12 protein-coding genes and 4 tRNA genes are annotated in these 17,207 nt (G+C 38.9%); 6 read left to right on the top strand and 10 right to left on the bottom strand.

Annotated elements, in window-relative coordinates; all coding sequences use genetic code 11:
- Positions 1 to 31: 31 nt before the first annotated feature.
- The 8 genes from BBP83_RS08850 to pyrC form a co-directional block, all read right to left on the bottom strand.
- A tRNA-Glu gene (locus tag BBP83_RS08850) sits at positions 32 to 107 on the bottom strand.
- A gap of 47 nt (positions 108 to 154) precedes the next feature.
- Positions 155 to 230 (bottom strand) — tRNA-Glu (locus tag BBP83_RS08845).
- Between the two features lie 25 nt (positions 231 to 255).
- Positions 256 to 331, bottom strand: a tRNA-Glu gene (locus BBP83_RS08840).
- Between the two features lie 134 nt (positions 332 to 465).
- Positions 466 to 1,353: a hypothetical protein gene (locus tag BBP83_RS08835; protein WP_068887578.1), complete on the bottom strand. Its 888-nt coding sequence runs from the start codon at positions 1,351 to 1,353 to the stop codon at positions 466 to 468.
- A gap of 86 nt (positions 1,354 to 1,439) precedes the next feature.
- Positions 1,440 to 2,852, bottom strand: a complete 1,413-nt coding sequence (locus BBP83_RS08830; protein ID WP_068887576.1) for an amino acid permease — start codon at positions 2,850 to 2,852, stop codon at positions 1,440 to 1,442.
- Between the two features lie 112 nt (positions 2,853 to 2,964).
- A tRNA-Glu gene (locus BBP83_RS08825) sits at positions 2,965 to 3,040 on the bottom strand.
- 1,136 nt (positions 3,041 to 4,176) lie between these two features.
- Positions 4,177 to 4,833, bottom strand: a complete 657-nt coding sequence (gene rnt / locus BBP83_RS08820; protein ID WP_078055420.1) for a ribonuclease T — start codon at positions 4,831 to 4,833, stop codon at positions 4,177 to 4,179.
- Entirely contained in the window at positions 4,818 to 5,852 is a 1,035-nt protein-coding gene (gene pyrC / locus BBP83_RS08815) for a dihydroorotase (RefSeq protein ID WP_068887572.1), read from the bottom strand. Before pyrC ends, rnt begins: the two co-directional genes overlap by 16 nt.
- Before the next feature lie 152 nt (positions 5,853 to 6,004).
- On the opposite strand from pyrC, the gene BBP83_RS08810 reads away from it, so the two are divergent.
- Positions 6,005 to 7,261, top strand: a complete 1,257-nt coding sequence (locus BBP83_RS08810) for a GGDEF domain-containing protein (protein WP_068887570.1) — start codon at positions 6,005 to 6,007, stop codon at positions 7,259 to 7,261.
- Positions 7,262 to 7,343: 82 nt separating this feature from the next.
- On the opposite strand, the gene argG is transcribed toward BBP83_RS08810, so the two are convergent.
- Together argG and BBP83_RS08800 are read right to left on the bottom strand one after the other, a co-directional pair.
- Positions 7,344 to 8,687, bottom strand: a complete 1,344-nt coding sequence (gene argG, locus BBP83_RS08805) for an argininosuccinate synthase (RefSeq protein ID WP_068887568.1) — start codon at positions 8,685 to 8,687, stop codon at positions 7,344 to 7,346.
- A gap of 305 nt (positions 8,688 to 8,992) precedes the next feature.
- Positions 8,993 to 9,844 carry a LysR family transcriptional regulator gene (locus tag BBP83_RS08800; RefSeq protein WP_068887566.1) on the bottom strand — a complete coding sequence of 284 codons (852 nt, stop codon included), beginning with the start codon at positions 9,842 to 9,844 and terminating at the stop codon, positions 8,993 to 8,995.
- 172 nt (positions 9,845 to 10,016) lie between these two features.
- Between BBP83_RS08800 and BBP83_RS08795 the strand changes: the two genes are divergently transcribed.
- From BBP83_RS08795 to dld, 5 genes are all read left to right on the top strand, one after another.
- Positions 10,017 to 10,928 carry a DMT family transporter gene (locus BBP83_RS08795; RefSeq protein ID WP_068887564.1) on the top strand — a complete coding sequence of 304 codons (912 nt, stop codon included), beginning with the start codon at positions 10,017 to 10,019 and terminating at the stop codon, positions 10,926 to 10,928.
- Between the two features lie 497 nt (positions 10,929 to 11,425).
- Complete coding sequence (lldP, locus tag BBP83_RS08790) at positions 11,426 to 13,108, top strand: L-lactate permease (protein ID WP_171258068.1); 1,683 nt, start codon at positions 11,426 to 11,428, stop codon at positions 13,106 to 13,108.
- 32 nt (positions 13,109 to 13,140) lie between these two features.
- Complete coding sequence (gene lldR / locus BBP83_RS08785; protein WP_068887561.1) at positions 13,141 to 13,884, top strand: transcriptional regulator LldR; 744 nt, start codon at positions 13,141 to 13,143, stop codon at positions 13,882 to 13,884.
- 2 nt (positions 13,885 to 13,886) lie between these two features.
- Positions 13,887 to 15,041 carry an FMN-dependent L-lactate dehydrogenase LldD gene (lldD, locus tag BBP83_RS08780; RefSeq protein WP_068887558.1) on the top strand — a complete coding sequence of 385 codons (1,155 nt, stop codon included), beginning with the start codon at positions 13,887 to 13,889 and terminating at the stop codon, positions 15,039 to 15,041.
- A 313-nt stretch (positions 15,042 to 15,354) separates the two neighbouring features.
- The gene (gene dld / locus BBP83_RS08775; RefSeq protein WP_068887556.1) at positions 15,355 to 17,052 is read left to right on the top strand and encodes a D-lactate dehydrogenase; all 1,698 of its coding nucleotides are present in this window, start codon (positions 15,355 to 15,357) and stop codon (positions 17,050 to 17,052) included.
- The last annotated feature ends 155 nt before the right edge of the window (positions 17,053 to 17,207 follow it).

Genomic DNA, 17,207 nt, shown 5'->3' with positions numbered 1-17,207 from the left:
TTTTTTAAAGAGATGTTTTAGGTCTCAAATATGGCGTCCCTACGGGGATTCGAACCCCGGTTACCGCCGTGAAAGGGCGATGTCCTAGGCCTCTAGACGATAGGGACAGCGTGAAGTAATTATTTATAAACCATTGCTTTCATGTTGAAGTTAATGGCGTCCCTACGGGGATTCGAACCCCGGTTACCGCCGTGAAAGGGCGATGTCCTAGGCCTCTAGACGATAGGGACTAAATACAAACATTACTTCTGAAATTGGCGTCCCTACGGGGATTCGAACCCCGGTTACCGCCGTGAAAGGGCGATGTCCTAGGCCTCTAGACGATAGGGACGTTTCAGAGGTGGGCGTATATTATGGCGAAAATGGAAGGGTGTCAAACGCTTTTCGGAAATAAAATCATGAAAATAGATTGAGTGGGTAAATTATGGGCATAATTTGAATTTTTGTTTAAATAAAAGGCGAAATTTAACATTTTATGAGCGGTTGGATGATTGATTGTATAACAGCAGGGTGTTGTAGATACCCCATAATCTCATGTGGTTTATTGGTAAATGTTGAGATCATTTGATTAATAATAGGGGGGCTAAAGCAAAATGGTGCATTGGTAAGTGGGAATGCCGTTAAAAAGTCATCGGGTGAGTAAAAATTTAACCAATTACCCCGAATACCTTTTGGTCGAATAATCGGGTGTTGAATACGGTCTTGAATGACACGAAATGCCAAGGGGGAGCCTAAGGTAATAAAATTTTGGATGTTAAATTCGGGGTGTTGATATAACAGGTTATACGCAATTACGGTACCTAAAGAGTGTGCCACGATAATATATTTTTCTGAAGTGTTCATACAGTTCAGAATTCGAGCATGAACCTCTTGTAAAAAGCATTCATTGGATAAATATAAGTACGTTTCAATTAAAAATTGATGAATCAGTTGCTCATGTAATTTGGGAAAATGGTTCAATAAAATAGAAAATTCTTTCAATGCTAAGTCTTTGGCCAGTGCCGTGAAAAGGTTAAGTTTTTCAGAAATAGGCAAATTTTGACTTACACTATAGTGAGGTAAAAATGGAATAAAATCGGTATGTTCGATGGATTTTTCTTGAGCTTGATGCAAGTGTAAAGGGAAATTCAACCATGTTTTGGGCAAAAAAGTATTTAAATCTAGTGTGTTTTGTTGGTGATGTTGAGTCAGTAAATCGCCATAAAAAGGCAGGTCAATATGTAGCGTATTGAAATTAAAATTGGGGTATTTGCTACATTTTAGACCTTGTTTGAAAATATTTAGCCAATGCTGACGTAAACTTTTTGCATTGTAATTTTGTTGATTCATGCCATGAATAAAGATAATTTTCATAGAATGTTGTCTTTTATTGCCCCTATACTTTCTTATATACCTAAAAAAGAGCGACCTGAGTCACTCTAATTTGCAGCAATTCGTAATTAAGCTTTTTTGTGATAGATGCTGTAATAGCTGATGTAGCAACACACAATGAAAATCATACAGCCAATAAAACCCGGAAGCATTTCAGGGTCAAAGACCATACTGATACCAGTAATAAAGCAGAATACAAAACCGAGTATTGGCACAATAGGGAATAAAGGTGCAGCAAAGCCAAGTTCTTTGGCGCTATGACCATCTTTATACCATTGGCGACGGAAATTAAACTGACTCAAACAAATGCTCATCCACACCACAACCATGGTAAATGCCGCGATACCGAGCAAGTTCTTAAAGATGGTTTCCGGTGCGAACTTTTCAGAAAGCAAACCAGGTAATGCGCCGAACATGGTGACAATAATCGCTACATACGGAACGCCTCTACGGTTTAAACGCGAAAACACCTCAGGAAGCATCTTTTTATAAGACAGCGACCACATCATCCGTGAGGCGGCAAATAGACCTGAATTGGCTGCTGACAGTAAAGCTGTAATAATCACGAAACGAATAATATCTTCTGCATATGGAATACCAATATGATTGAAGACCGTTACAAATGGACTGCTACTCACGCCGTTTGCGTCTAAGCCTGCCATTTGATGAGGCAGTAAGGCACTAATTACGATAATCGTACCGACAAAGAAAATGAGCAGGCGCCAAATGGCCGTGTTGATGGCTTTCGGCACGTTTTTGGTGGGATTTTCGGTTTCACCGGCAGCCACACCAATCAATTCAGTCCCTGAGAACGCAAAGTTTACAATCAGCATCGTTGCAAAAATAGGGAAGAGCCCTTGAGGGAACCAGCCTTGTGCCGTTAAATTGCTAAATAGTGGCGCAGATTCAAAGCCTTGATAGCTGACTAAGCCAAAAATAGCCATTAAGCCCAATACAATGAAGACCACGACAGTAATGACTTTAATTAAGGCCAGCCAGAATTCGGATTCTGCAAACCAACGCGTTGAACTCATATTCATTAGGAATACAAAGGCTGCAAAAATCAGTGTCCATAACCATACGGAAACATGTGGAAACCATTCTTGCATGAGCAAAGCGGCAGCCGTAAATTCAGTGCCTAAAGTAGCAGACCACGTGAGCCAATATAACCACGTAATGGTATAACCCGTACCTGGGCCAATATATTTGGTGGCATATGTTCCAAAAGAGCCTGATTCAGGCATATGAACAGCCAGCTCACCTAAGCAGAGCATGACCATATAGGCGATAACACCGCCTAAAAAATATGAAAAAATTGCACCAATGGGCCCCGTTTGTGCAATGACTTCACCCGACCCTAAAAATAGGCCTGTCCCAATTGCGCCACCAAGCGAAATCATGACCAGATGTCGAGTACTCATAGCGCGTTTTAACGGCGCAGAATTGCCCTGATGCGAAGCATCATTCGGAGATGAGTGCATAAAGTATGAAAAAATAACGAAGAATGAAGCAGGCTATTGTAGTGAAAAACCACAAATCTGCAATGAAATAATAGTAATTATGAATAAGTGTTGATCAGATAAGATCAAAAGATGGCGTCCCTACGGGGATTCGAACCCCGGTTACCGCCGTGAAAGGGCGATGTCCTAGGCCTCTAGACGATAGGGACGTTTTGAGGTGTGGGCTATATTATGTATTTTTGAATTATCTGTCAAATTAGAATAGGGGTTATTTTTAATATATTGAATTAATTGTATGAAAAATGACTTTTAGGATAAAAGTACAGCTTATAAACTGCACTTTTATTCAGTTTGGATGTGGAGTTAATTCATTTTTATTGTGATAAAGCCAATAGGAGCTTGTATAACAGGCCACCATAAACAATAAGCAACCCATAAAACCTGATGGCATTTCAGAGTCTGTTGGTCATACTTAGATTCGTTGCTGTGTAGCAAATAAAGCCTAAAATGGGCACTAGCACGAATAAAGGAAACCAAGGTGTATGGAGTTTTAATTCGTTTACGTGATGCCCTTGTTTTAGCCACTGACGACGGAAACTAAACTGACTTTAGCAAATATTCATTCAGAAAATAACTGTGCTAAAAGTGACTACACCCATTCAATTTTTAAAATCATATTTGCGCCAAATTGCTGAAGAGGAAGGCTGTATAGTGAAAATATTTAGTTCCCAAAAGATAGTTTATCGTTTGGAAATGTGAAAATTAACATTAATCTTTTTTTTTTCTTATAATTTTTACAAATTAATTTTAAATAGATACTTAGAGTCTTATTTTTAGTGCTTTGAATCAGGTGTTGAATGTTCAATATGTGTTGGTTTTTGCGTCGTTACAGTATCACTTTTGTTTATGGTGTACAGATAAAGAGCAGTAGGAAGTAAAATCATCAAAACCAATAAAATATTTTTCATCATACAGTAGATTTATTGAGTAAAAGTCGGACAGAAGTATAGCGAAAGCAGAGGGGAAATGCGTATTAAAATGTTTGAGTGGAGCAAACATAGTGACATTGTATTTAAAACTTCTATGTAATATCGGCTATAAAATGATGGTCAATTGGAGGATGCGCACAAAATATGAGTCAATTTTTACTATAAAATTTAATCCTATTTTGAGTTTTGCGCTTATAGGGATTTTAATTATTAAAACTTAATTATCTAAATCATTAAAGGGGAAAATGAAAAAATTGCAGTCCCTAGACGAATTTAAATTTTAGCCAGAGTTATAAAAACATAAACAATATTTAAAATTTAAAACGAAAGGGACTTTGCAAAGGGGGCGAGATTTATTAATCCGCCACCAAGGTTTCAAGTAAATGTGGGCCAAGTTTATTTAGAATAAAACAAAACAATTCAGCCGTTTTTTGCGTGTCATACAAAGCAGAATGTGCTTCTTTACCGTCAAAATTAATTCCTGCTTGAATACATGATTTTGCTAAAACGGTTTGACCGAATACAACAGCACTTAAAGTCACTGTATCAAACACAGAAAAACTGTGAAATGGGTTTTGATTTTTAGTCCCTGTACGCGCAATGGCTGCTTGTACAAAACCTAAGTCAAAATGTGCATTATGACCAACCAAAATGGCATGCGTACAATTTTGCTTACGACGAACGTCATTGACTGATTTGAAAATACGCTTTAATGCAGTTTTTTCATCTTCAGCCATCGCCATACGGATTGGGTTAAATGGGTCAACCCCAATAAAATCCAATGAACGGCGATCTAAATTTGCGCCTTCAAATGGGTTGATATGCGCATGGTACGCTTCACCAGGCACAAATTTGCCATCAGCATCATACACAATTGGTATGGCTGCAATTTCCAATAATGCATCGGTCTGTGAATTAAAGCCTGCGGTTTCAACATCGACAACGACAGGCAAAAAACCACGGAAACGCTGACCAATTATTGGTAGAGTTTCATCTGTCACACTTTTCTCCATTGAATGGTTTTACCCGCATGTAGAGGGATAATTTTTTCACCATCCAAATAGTCTAAACTTTCAGGAATTACTTGATCTTCTTTTACCAGGGTAATGGTATTGGTATTACGCGGAAGGCCATAAAAGTCTGCACCAAAATGGCTAGCAAAGCCTTCAAGGCGCTCAATTTTTCCGACTTGATCAAATGCTTGAGCGTAAAGCTCGATTGCTGTAGGCGCACTATAGCACCCTGCGCAACCACATGCATTTTCTTTGGCATCTTTTGAGTGTGGTGCACTGTCTGTACCCAAGAAAAATTTAGGACTGCCACTGGTCGCCACTTCAAGCAAGGTCTGCTGATGAGTTTGACGTTTTAAAATAGGCAAGCAATAAAAATGTGGTTTGATGCCACCCACAAGCATGTCATTACGATTAAACAATAAATGTTGTGGCGTAATAGTGGCCGCGACGTGGCGATCATGCTCTAGAACAAAATGAGCCGCTTCACTGGTTGTGATATGTTCTAAAACTAATTTAAGTTTTGGAAATTGTCTTAATAATGGAGAAAGCACTTCATCTAAGAAGCGTTTTTCGCGATCAAAAATATCAACATGGTTATGTGTTACTTCACCGTGTAGCAATAATGGGACTTGGTGTTCTTCCAGTTGTTCAATGACCCCATAGACTTTACTGATGTCACTGACACCGCTGTCTGAGTTAGTGGTTGCACCAGCAGGGTAAAGTTTAATCGCATTGACATAGTCAGATTGCTTGATTTTGAGCACTTCACTTGGTGCGGTATTATTGGTTAAATACAACACCATACGTGGGTCAAAATGTACACCTTCAGGAACATGCGCTAAAATACGTTCACGGTAAGCATTTGCTTCTTCAACTGTTTTAACAGGAGGAACAAGATTTGGCATACAAATAGCGCGGGCAAATTGATTGGCTAAATCTGGAACCGTACGCTGTAAAGCCGGACCATCACGAAGGTGAGCGTGCCAATCATCTGGCTGAAGAAGAGTAATCGTATTCAAGGTGATTTCAAACTGACAAATAAAACAAATGATAATGCATAAAGTGTGAAAATGGTAACGAGTTTTAATGACAAATGACGCTGTAGATATAAATTAATTCTAAAAATTATGTTATTTTAAAGGGACTAAAATAATTACATTAATGCTTGGCAATGGAATACAAGTACAATCTTGCAAAATTGCAATACGATAAAGAAAAATTAGAAGAATTGATTGCACGTCAAAATCGTCGTGTCGGGCAAATATTTCCTAAAAAATTAGAAACGCAATTTTGGAGACTAAATGCAGATAGAGCACGTAATAACGTTAATAACTATGTTTGGTCGGGTGTGCTGACTTACTTTATTCTAATTGTCTTTATTATTTCTGGTGATTACTGGATTATTGATCAAACTCATTTTACTCATGACTTTATCCGTTGCCTTTTAGGTTTACTAAATGGCGCTTTTTGTCTGTTAACATTATTTGTTTTTTCACGATATAAAAAACTGATTCCGTATTTTTCGCATGCGGCTATGTTTGTTGTTTTTTGGGCTATTATTTCTATGTCGTGGTTAACCATGACAATTTATACGCCAGCGTTAAAGCAACAATCAATGATGATTATTTGTATGATCTATATTTTAGGTTTTATTTTGACGGGTGTAAAACCCATACAAATGCTCATGACAGGTCTAATGGCTGCAGTGGTGACCATGTTGATGCTGTTTGCCTCTTACTTGAAGTTTGATGCGATGGTCATGGCGCGTGTGCTGGTAGGAAGCTGTATTTTTGGTTTTACCATCAGTAAAATGCTTTGTGCACGTGAACGAATGATTTATTTGAGTATGTTGCGCGCAGATATTAGTGAAAAAATTCATCGTATTCATACCGCAGAATTATTACATTTAAGTCAGCACGATGAATTAACCAAAATTTCCAACCGCCGAACTTTTGATGAAATGTTGGATACTTTTTATCATCAGGCTAAACGCGATGAAAGTGCATTGTCTGTTTTATTTATCGATGTCGATCATTTTAAAAACTATAACGATTTTTATGGCCATCAAAAAGGGGATGATGTCATTTCATCAATTGCCAAAACAGTAAAAAATGCGATTCGCCATATGGATTTTGTGGCACGTTATGGGGGAGAGGAATTTGTGGTGCTCTTGCCTGAAACAGATGCACATGGCGCATATGCAGTCGCCTCTAATATTTATAAATCGATTGATCGTTTAGGGATTCCACATGCTAAATCTCCTGTTTCCAATCATGTCACCATTAGTTTAGGTATTACGGTGTTTCGTGGGGAAGAATTGTCTAAAGAAGACTTATTGTCTATTGCAGATCAGGCTTTGTACCGCGCGAAACAGTTGGGGCGAAATCAGATTTATTATCAATCTATTCGTTCGGTGCAAGTGGCTTAAAATGGGGGAATCAACCTATTCAGAGTTTTCACCTTGATAAAAAAACCGCTCATAAGAGCGGTTTTTTTGACATTCAACAAACTTATTTGTTTTTGTCTTTTAACTGTGGCACAGCAGAACCTGTACCTACGGCAAGTAAACCAGCGCCTGTATAGATACCTAATTTTTGACGTGTATCGGTAATGTCTAGGTTACGCATGGTGAGTTGACCAATACGATCCATAGGCGAGAACATTGAATCACCTTTTTCCATAGTCAAACGCTCAGCTTCATACGTGAGGTTTTCAGATTCAGTGTTCATGATGGTGAAATCGTTACCACGACGTAGTTCTAAAGTCACAGTACCTGTAATGGCTTTAGCCACCCAGCGCTGTGCAGTTTCACGAAGCATCAGCGCTTGAGAGTCGAACCAACGGCCTTGATACAGAAGACGGCCTAAACGTAAACCGTTAATACGGTATTGTTCAATGGTGTCTTCATTGTGAATACCAGTCACTAAACGTTCATACGCAATATGCAGAAGCGCCATACCTGGAGCTTCATAAATACCACGAGATTTCGCTTCAATGATACGGTTTTCAATTTGATCCGACATACCTAGACCATGACGACCACCAATACGGTTGGCTTCAAGAATGAACTCAACAGGATCTTCAATACGTTTGCCGTTTAATGCAACTGGGAAGCCTTCTTCAAAAGTAACAGAAACTTCTTCAGCTTTAACTTCTACGTCATCTTTCCAGAAAGCAACGCCCATAATTGGATCGACAATTTTGATGCCTGCATTCAGGTATTCAAGATCTTTTGCTTCGTGTGTCGCACCTAACATGTTTGAATCTGTTGAGTAGGCTTTTTCTTTTGACATTTTGTAGTCAAAACCATTGTCGATGAGGAACTGTGACATTTCTGCACGGCCACCTAATTCATCAATAAAAGTTTGGTCTAACCACGGTTTGTAAATTTTAAGTGCAGGGTTGGTCAATAGGCCATAACGGTAAAAACGTTCAATGTCGTTACCTTTATAAGTAGAGCCATCACCCCAAATGTTAACGTCATCTTCTTTCATTGCAGTAACAAGCATTGTTCCTGTTACAGCACGGCCTAATGGTGTGGTATTGAAATAAGGAATGCCACCAGTGCTAATGTGGAACGCGCCACACTGAATAGCAGCAATGCCTTCAAGCGCTAGTTGTAAGCGACAATCAACTAATCGAGCTTTAACCGCGCCATACGCTTCCGCTTTTAGAGGAATTGCATTGTAGTCATCTTCATCAGGCTGACCTAAATTTGCTGTGTAAGCATAAGGTTCTGCGCCTTTTTGTTTCATCCACAATAAAGCAGCTGAAGTATCAAGACCACCAGAGAAGGCAATACCAACTTTTTTGCCTACTGGGACATGCTGCAAGATAGTTGCATTATCAGACATTGTTAATCCTAACTTATTTCAAATAGTCCCCATTACGGGCGACCACAAAAAGAATTTTATAAACGCAATATTATAGCACCCTTCAATACAGTTTTTTTGGCTGTTGTAGAGAGGAATCTAATTTTTTTCATTTAAAAAATAGATTAATATGTAAAAAATATCTTGTTAGACCATGTATCTATCAAGAGTCATTGACTCAATAGGCTGTCTTATTTTTACGCTTTTTAGACAAAATTAAAAAAGGCAATTACCAAGTATTTTTCCTAAAAATGAACATGAATGTTGGTAGTTGGGATTTATTTTGATTAAAGCTGATCATTTAATCCGATGAACTGATTTTCAATGGGCGTAAATACATGTTCACTACGTGCAATAAGATATAAACCGATATCCCGATATTGTTCTGGTGTTTCTCTGTAGTATTGAATATTAAACTTATTGATCAAGGATTTTGCAATCATCGAAATGCCCATGCCCAACTGGGTGAAATGAACCAAGGCTTCATGGTCATAAATATGGGTGAGCTCACCTTTTGTTAAATTATAATCTGTATAAATATGATCCAAAGTCGTGGCATAACAGCATTCTTCTGAAGCAAGTAAAATATTTTGATGATTGAGGCAGTCTTCAAGGCGGTCATAGTTAATGACATTTTTCCCAATAATCACCAGTTGATCATCTGCTTTTTGAATATATTGGATATTTTTCTGCTTGGGATGACCCAATACATAGGCGATATCTAAATTTCCACATAAAATTTCATCTTCAATATAACCGGTTGAACCCGTTTTCATGGTGATTGAAAGCTCAGGATAGGTTTCATAAAGTTGACTAAATGAGGGATAAAAACGCATGCCACCTAAACTGGTATTGGTGCCAAAACGTAAATTGGTTTCTTGTTGATAGATTTTATTTTCAGTTTCTTCCCATGTAAAAATCATCTTTTTGTATTGTTGATACAAATTCATCCCAGATTCGGTAAGCTCGACGCCCTTGGGTTTTCGAATAAATAATTGGCGTTTATAGTGATTCTCAATTTTTTTAATTTTTGCCGTCATATTGGATTGTAAATAATTGAGTTTATGGGCTGCTGCGGTAATGCTTTTGAGCTCAGCCACGGTTACAAATGATTTAATATCTCCCATATCAATATTCATGCAACTTCCTTATATGTCACTACGGATATTTAGATGTTGGTTTTTCACACCAGTGTATGAAATGAAAGTCCATGACATCAAAAAAAATGATGTATGTATTAAAACATAGCATTATTCATGATGTTATTTATTTTTTATACTGAGCAAACTTTCTATCTGCCGAGTAAAACTCATGAATATTAGAGTGATTGGTGCAATTGTGGTGTTGTGCCTTGTTTGGGGTTCTTTGTGGGGACTAGTCAAACACAGCTTGCAGATTTTCCCACCTTTTCTTTTTATTTCCTTACGACTAATTTTGGCTGGGTTGACCCTCATGATTGTTCAAAGGATTTTAAGAAAATCGATTTTGCCTGCAAAAGGGGAATGGAAGAAACTGATCATTTCTAGTTTAATGATTTGTATTGGCTTTTATGCAACACAAACGTTTGCAATGCAATTTGTCGATTCAGGATTGTCCGCGGTTTTAGTTTTTACCATGCCCATTTTTATTGGGGTATTGGCGCACTTCATTTTAAAAGAACGTTTGAATACGCAAAAAATGATCGGATTGGTTTTAGGAACATTGGGTTTAATTGCCATTTTATGGCCACAATTACATCATATTCATTTAAATCTTTCTTTAATGGGGCAAATCATTCTAATTTTATCTGGCTTGTTTTGGGCGCTGACTACCGTCAATATCAAACAGAATTTTGCAAGCTATGACAAAATAAAATTAACCATTTGGCAATTATTGATAGGAGGATGTGTCCTATTCAGTGGTGCGCTTATTTTTGAACCTATAGATGTTCAGGTTTGGATAACCCTCTTGAATGATTCAATTCTTTTATACATTGCAGTGGTTGGAACAGGTTTTGCATTTGCACTATGGAATTGGATTGTGAGTCAGGTCGATACCTTTGTCGCGTCAATTTCGATCATGTGTATTCCTTTGCTGAGTTTGTTCTTTGGTTATGTGCTTTGGCATGAACCGATGACATTGAATATTTTGGTAGGGGCTGCCTTTATTTGTTCTGGTATTGTTGCCAGTTCTTTAAATATTAAAATGAAGAAAAAAACGATAATTCCTTTGCCTTGCAAATAGTCGTAAAAGAGGGCGGGGTGTTAGCATTTTTAATAATTTTCTCATTGAGATACACAGCAAAGTCAGTGAAAGAACATTGATTTTGCTTTTTTAATGGTACGACTGGAATTGCATAATGGAGTAACTGATCAGACCAATCATTACTTTGTATCTTCCTTCGATTTATTCGCTTAAAAGTGAGTTTAAAAACATTATTCGACTAAAGTTGTATAAAACGCTCAGTTATTTTAAAAATTTTAATAAAAACAGACTATTTTAGATATCTAGTTTATTTTCTTCTACGGAAATTTACCCAGAATTAGCTAAAAGATCAGTATTTTTGGTCAGACCAAATTTATTAATGTAGTATCTCCTATTGATCTTTAAATCAGCAAAAATTAAGATTAAGGCGAAAATTGTGTATTTTTTTTATTTTAAATATTAATTGGTCTTACCAATTATTGGAAATAAGTTAATAATTAAAGCACACTCCACGTTTTAGCAAGCATTTCAAGGAGATGACAATGCTTCAGCAATGGCAACAAGTTTATGACCCAATGGGGAATATTTGGCTTTCAAGTCTAATGGCCCTTATTCCAATTGTTTTCTTCTTTTTAGCACTCGCCATCTTTCGATTAAAAGGAAGTGTTGCGGGCACCATTACCGTTGTTTTGGCGCTAATTGTTTCGCTTTTTGCCTATAAAATGCCAGTTGCAATGGCTTTTGCATCGATGATTTATGGCTTTTTTTATGGTTTATGGCCCATTGCATGGATCATTATTGGCGCCGTTTTCCTGTATAAGATTTCTGTAAAAACAGGTCAATTTGATATCATTCGATCTTCAATTTTATCGATTACTGAAGATCAGCGTCTGCAAATGTTATTGGTAGGCTTTGCTTTTGGTACTTTCCTTGAAGGTGCTGCAGGGTTTGGTGCACCGGTTGCGATTACCGCAGCTTTATTGGTTGGTCTTGGTTTTAAACCGTTGTATGCTGCTGGTTTGTGTTTAATTGTGAACACAGCACCTGTGGCTTTTGGTGCGATGGGAATTCCAATTATTGTGGCTGGTCAGGTTTCTGGCGTAGACACGATGGAAATTAGCCAGATGGTGGGCCGTCAATTGCCGTTTATGGTGCCCATTGTCCTGTTCTGGATTATGGCCATTATGGATGGCTGGCGCGGTGTGAAAGAGACTTGGCCTGCGGTGATTGTTGGCGCGGGCTCTTTTGCGATTGCGCAATATTTAACATCAAACTTCGTTGGGCCTGAATTACCTGATATTACAGCGGCCATTGCATCTTTAGTGTCGTTGACTATTTTGCTGAAATTTTGGAAACCTAAACATATTTTCCGTTTTTCAAATGACGATGCAAGTTTAGATCAAACAGCGGCTGAAGAGCTCGAAGCGCAAAAACAACAGAAATTTACCATAGGTCAAATTGCCAAAGCGTGGTCGCCATTTGCAATATTAACAGCAATGGTTACGATCTGGAGCATCAAGCCTTTTAAAGATTTGTTTGCTAAAGATGGTGCATTAAGTGATTTGGTAATTTCAATTAAAGTGCCTTATTTACATCAACTGGTGCAAAAACTGCCCCCAGTTGTGCCTGAACTTAAAGATTACGATGCTATCTATAAGTTTGATTGGCTCTCTGCAACAGGAACTGCAATTTTTATTGCAGCACTGATTACCATTTTCTTCTTAAAGATGAAGCCAAAAGATGCCGTGGTTACTTTTGGTGAAACATTAAATGAATTAAAAGTGCCTATTTATTCAATTGGTATGGTGTTGGCTTTTGCCTTTATTGCGAATTATTCAGGGATGTCTGCGACTTTGGCATTGGCTCTGGCACATACGGGTAAAGCATTTACCTTCTTCTCGCCATTTTTAGGTTGGATCGGGGTATTCCTGACAGGTTCAGACACTTCTGCAAATGCTTTGTTTTCTGCATTACAGGCAACAACGGCGCAACAAATTGGTGTGCCAGAAGTGTTGTTGGTGGCTGCCAATACCAGTGGCGGTGTGACAGGGAAAATGATTTCTCCGCAGTCCATTGCAATTGCCTGTGCTGCTGTCGGCCTTGTGGGTAAAGAATCGGATTTGTTCCGTTTTACGGTAAAACACAGTATAACGTTTACCGTCATGATGGGTATTTTGATTACCTTACAAGCCTATGTGTTCCCGTGGATGATTCCATAATAGGAACCAAATAAAACAGTTGAGTAAAGCAGATGAAAGTCTCCGACCAAGCCGTACAGCAACTTCGCATGTTGATTGAACAGAACAATATGCAGGTCGGAGATCGTTTACCTGCTGAACGTAAATTATGTGAACAGCTTGGAATTTCCCGTTCTTCGTTACGTGAAGCGATACAGCATTTGGTCAGTACTGGAATGTTGGTGAGCAAAGCAGGTTCGGGGAGTTTTTTACAGCAGTTGCCCTCTAACTGGTCAAATCTTCAAATTGTAGAACCCTTAAGCAATTTGATTGATCAAGACCCTGCGTATCGCTTTGATGTACAAGAGGCACGGAGTATTTTAGAAGGTGGCACAGCTTGGTATGCGGCACAACGTGCAACAGCGAAAGATATGGAAAATATCCGCCATTTTTATGAGCAGATTTCCTACTATCAGTCTATTGGCGATGATACGCAGGCCTCTATGGCAGATGCCAAATTCCATCTGGCAATTGCTGAAGCTTCACATAATTTAGTGTTAATACAAATGATGCGTAGTCTATTTGACTTATTAAAATTTAACGTCGTTTTAGGGCGACGAAAAGTCTATACCGATGCGCACCGTTTTGATCAATTGCGTGACCAACATTTTCAAGTGATGGATGCAATTGAACGTCGTGACCCAGATGCTGCTCGAAACGCAGTGTGTGGACACATTGAGTTTGTAGTTCAACAGGTTCGTTTGATTGATGAAGAAGAAGCTCGTCGTCAGCGTGCCAGTAGATTAAACAGGATATAAGCATGATTATTTCTTCTGCGAATGATTATCGTGAAGCCGCGAAACGCCGTTTGCCACCTTTTCTTTTTCAATATATTGATGGTGGTGCATACGCGGAATATACCTTAAAACGTAATGTGGAAGATTTATCAAAAATCGCTTTAAGGCAACGTGTACTTAATGACATGTCGCAATTAAGTTTAGAAACTAAGCTGTTTGATGAAACATTGTCCATGCCCGTTGCTTTGTCACCTGTTGGTTTGACAGGGATGTATGCACGTCGTGGTGAAGTACAAGCGGCTGTGGCTGCCGATAAAAAAGGTATTCCTTTTACATTATCGACCGTTTCTGTTTGTCCAATTGAAGAAGTCGCACCGGCTATTCAGCGCCCAATGTGGTTTCAGTTGTATGTATTGCGTGACCGTGGCTTTATGAAAAATGCTTTGGAACGTGCGAAAGCTGCGGGCTGTTCCACCTTGGTTTTTACCGTCGATATGCCTGTGCCGGGTGCACGCTACCGTGACGCACATTCAGGGATGAGTGGGCCAAATGCGGCAATGCGCCGTTATATGCAGTCTTGTATGCATCCGCATTGGGCATGGAATGTTGGCTTAATGGGGCGTCCGCATGACTTGGGGAATATTTCTAAATACTTAGGAAAACCAACAGGCTTAGAAGATTATATTGGCTGGTTAGGCAATAACTTTGATCCATCTATTTCGTGGAAAGATTTAGAGTGGATTCGTGAGTTTTGGGATGGCCCGATGGTCATTAAAGGTATTTTAGACCCAGAAGATGCCAAGGATGCGGTACGTTTCGGTGCCGATGGCATTATTGTTTCCAATCATGGTGGTCGCCAATTGGACGGCGTTTTATCGTCTGCACGTGCTTTACCACCTATTGCGGATGCTGTGAAAGGCGACATTAAAATTTTGGCAGACTCAGGTATTCGTAATGGCTTAGATGTTGTACGCATGCTGGCATTGGGTGCCGATACCTGTATGTTAGGTCGTGCCTTTGTTTATGCGCTTGGTGCTGCAGGTGGTGAAGGTGTTTCACATCTTTTAGAGTTAATTGATAAAGAAATGCGAGTAGCAATGACGTTGACTGGTGCGAAAACCATTGCAGATATTACGGAAAATTGTTTGGTGAGATTGGAAAGAGAACTCACTGAATAATATATTTCTGATGTTCTTAAATATAATTCAAATTTCTGTATTTGATACACGTGAACATCATCCGCAACTGTTTGAGGCAGGACTTCTTTAAAAAGATAATGTTTCTGCGAAGCATTGGAATCAAAGAGGGTATTTAACAAGTTTTGCAGATGATAATGGTTTTGCCTACTTTTCCCGAAATGAGAAATATATTTCGCAAGGTAGGTCGAACCGAAGGTTTATCCCTAAATATAAATAATATTGAAAAGACTCCGTCGTAATGAATGCCTTGTTGATTGATATTGAATAAGGATTCGTAAACAGGATATGGAATATGCAATCCCAATCAGATTCACAACACACCATTCAAAATCTGACTAATATTGTCGGTAAACAACATGTTTTAACCGATGATGCTGACACACGACTTTATCGCCAAGGTCGTCGTTATGGTGCAGGTCAGGTTTTAGCGGTTGTTGTTCCTGGAACGTTACTTGAGCAATGGCAGGTACTTAAAGCCGCTGTTGACGCAGATTGTATTGTCATTATGCAAGCGGCCAATACAGGTCTAACGGGCGGTTCAACCCCCTTTGGTGATGATTATGATCGTCCAGTGGTTGTAATGAGCACTCGCCGTTTAGCGGGAATTCAAGTGATTAATGATGGCAAGCAAGTGATTTGTCTGCCGGGTGCAACCTTAGACCGTCTGGAAAAAGAATTGGCTCAATTTAACCGTGAACCGCATTCGGTCATTGGTTCATCGTGTATTGGCGCGTCGGTTTTAGGCGGGGTGTGTAATAACTCGGGTGGGGCATTGGTACGTCGTGGCCCAGCCTATACCGAGCTGGCACTCTATGCTCAGGTTAATGCCTCAGGTGAATTGGAGTTGGTGAATCATTTGGGTGTGAACTTGGGTACATCACCTGAAGAGATACTGACTCAACTGGAAAATAAAAACTATCAGCTGAATGACATCATTAATAATTCAAGTTGCTGTGCATCCGATAAGCGCTATGCACATGATGTAAAGCAGGTCGATGAAAATTCACCTGCACGTTTTAATGCAGATCCAACGCGTTTATTTGAAGCTTCAGGTTCTGCGGGTAAAGTTTGTGTTTTTGCGGTGCGATTGGATACCTTTGAAAAAATTCCAAGTCAAGTGTTTTATGTGGGCACCAATTCGCAAGATGATTTGACTGAAATTCGCCGTTTTTTATTGAAAGATTTACCGCGTTTACCCATTGCTGGGGAATACATTCACCGCGTGGCGTATGACATTGGTGCTGAATACGGTAAAGATACTTTTGTCTTTATTGAGAAATTTGGTACAGCTAAAGTACCTGCTGCATTCGCAATGAAAGACAAAGTCGATGGTTATCTTGAAAAGATTGGAATGAAAGGTCTGTCAGATCAGCTGTTGCAACTGGTGACTAAATTCATGCCCAATCATTTACCGAAACGGATGAATGAATTTCGAGATTTGTATGAACATCATTTGGTGATTCGTATTGAAAATCAGGATGTTGCTGAGGTTGAAGCTTTTCTAAGCAATTATTTCCAAGACAAAACGTTAGGTGATTTTTTTCATTGCACCGAAGAGGAAGGACGTAAAGCCTTTTTGCATCGTTTTGCGGTCGCTGGTGCCGCCATTCGTTACCGAGATACGCATCGTTCGGAAGTAGAAGATATTGTGGCTCTGGATATTGCTTTGCGTCGCAATGATCGGGAATGGGTCGAAACCTTACCCAAAGAAATGGACGATTTAATCGTTCATAAATTGTATTACGGTCATTTTTTGTGTCATGTTTTTCATCAAGACTATATTGTGAAAAAGGGTGTAGACCCATTGGCAATGGAACATCAAATGTGGCATTTACTGGATGGACGTGGTGCAGAATATCCTGCAGAGCATAATGTCGGTCATTTATATGTAGCGAAACCTGCACTGAAAAATCATTATCAAAAGTTAGATCCGACCAATAGTTTTAATGTGGGAATTGGTCACACCAGTAAATTGAAACATTGGGAATAATTTTCATTTTTATTGCTTGAATAAAGTTATATTTTTGTAGAAAAAGCCAGTCACCCATCATGACTGGCTTTTTTATTGTCGAACAAAAAGGCGTTGTATTGACCTTAAATACGCAGAATATTTTATAAATTGTCATCCTAAATTTTTTTAAAAGC

The sequence above is a fragment of the Acinetobacter celticus genome, assembly GCF_001707755.1.
Classification (GTDB): domain Bacteria; phylum Pseudomonadota; class Gammaproteobacteria; order Pseudomonadales; family Moraxellaceae; genus Acinetobacter; species Acinetobacter celticus.
Note: the sequence above shows the minus strand (reverse complement) of the source record. Positions and strands in the feature narration are given on the sequence as shown.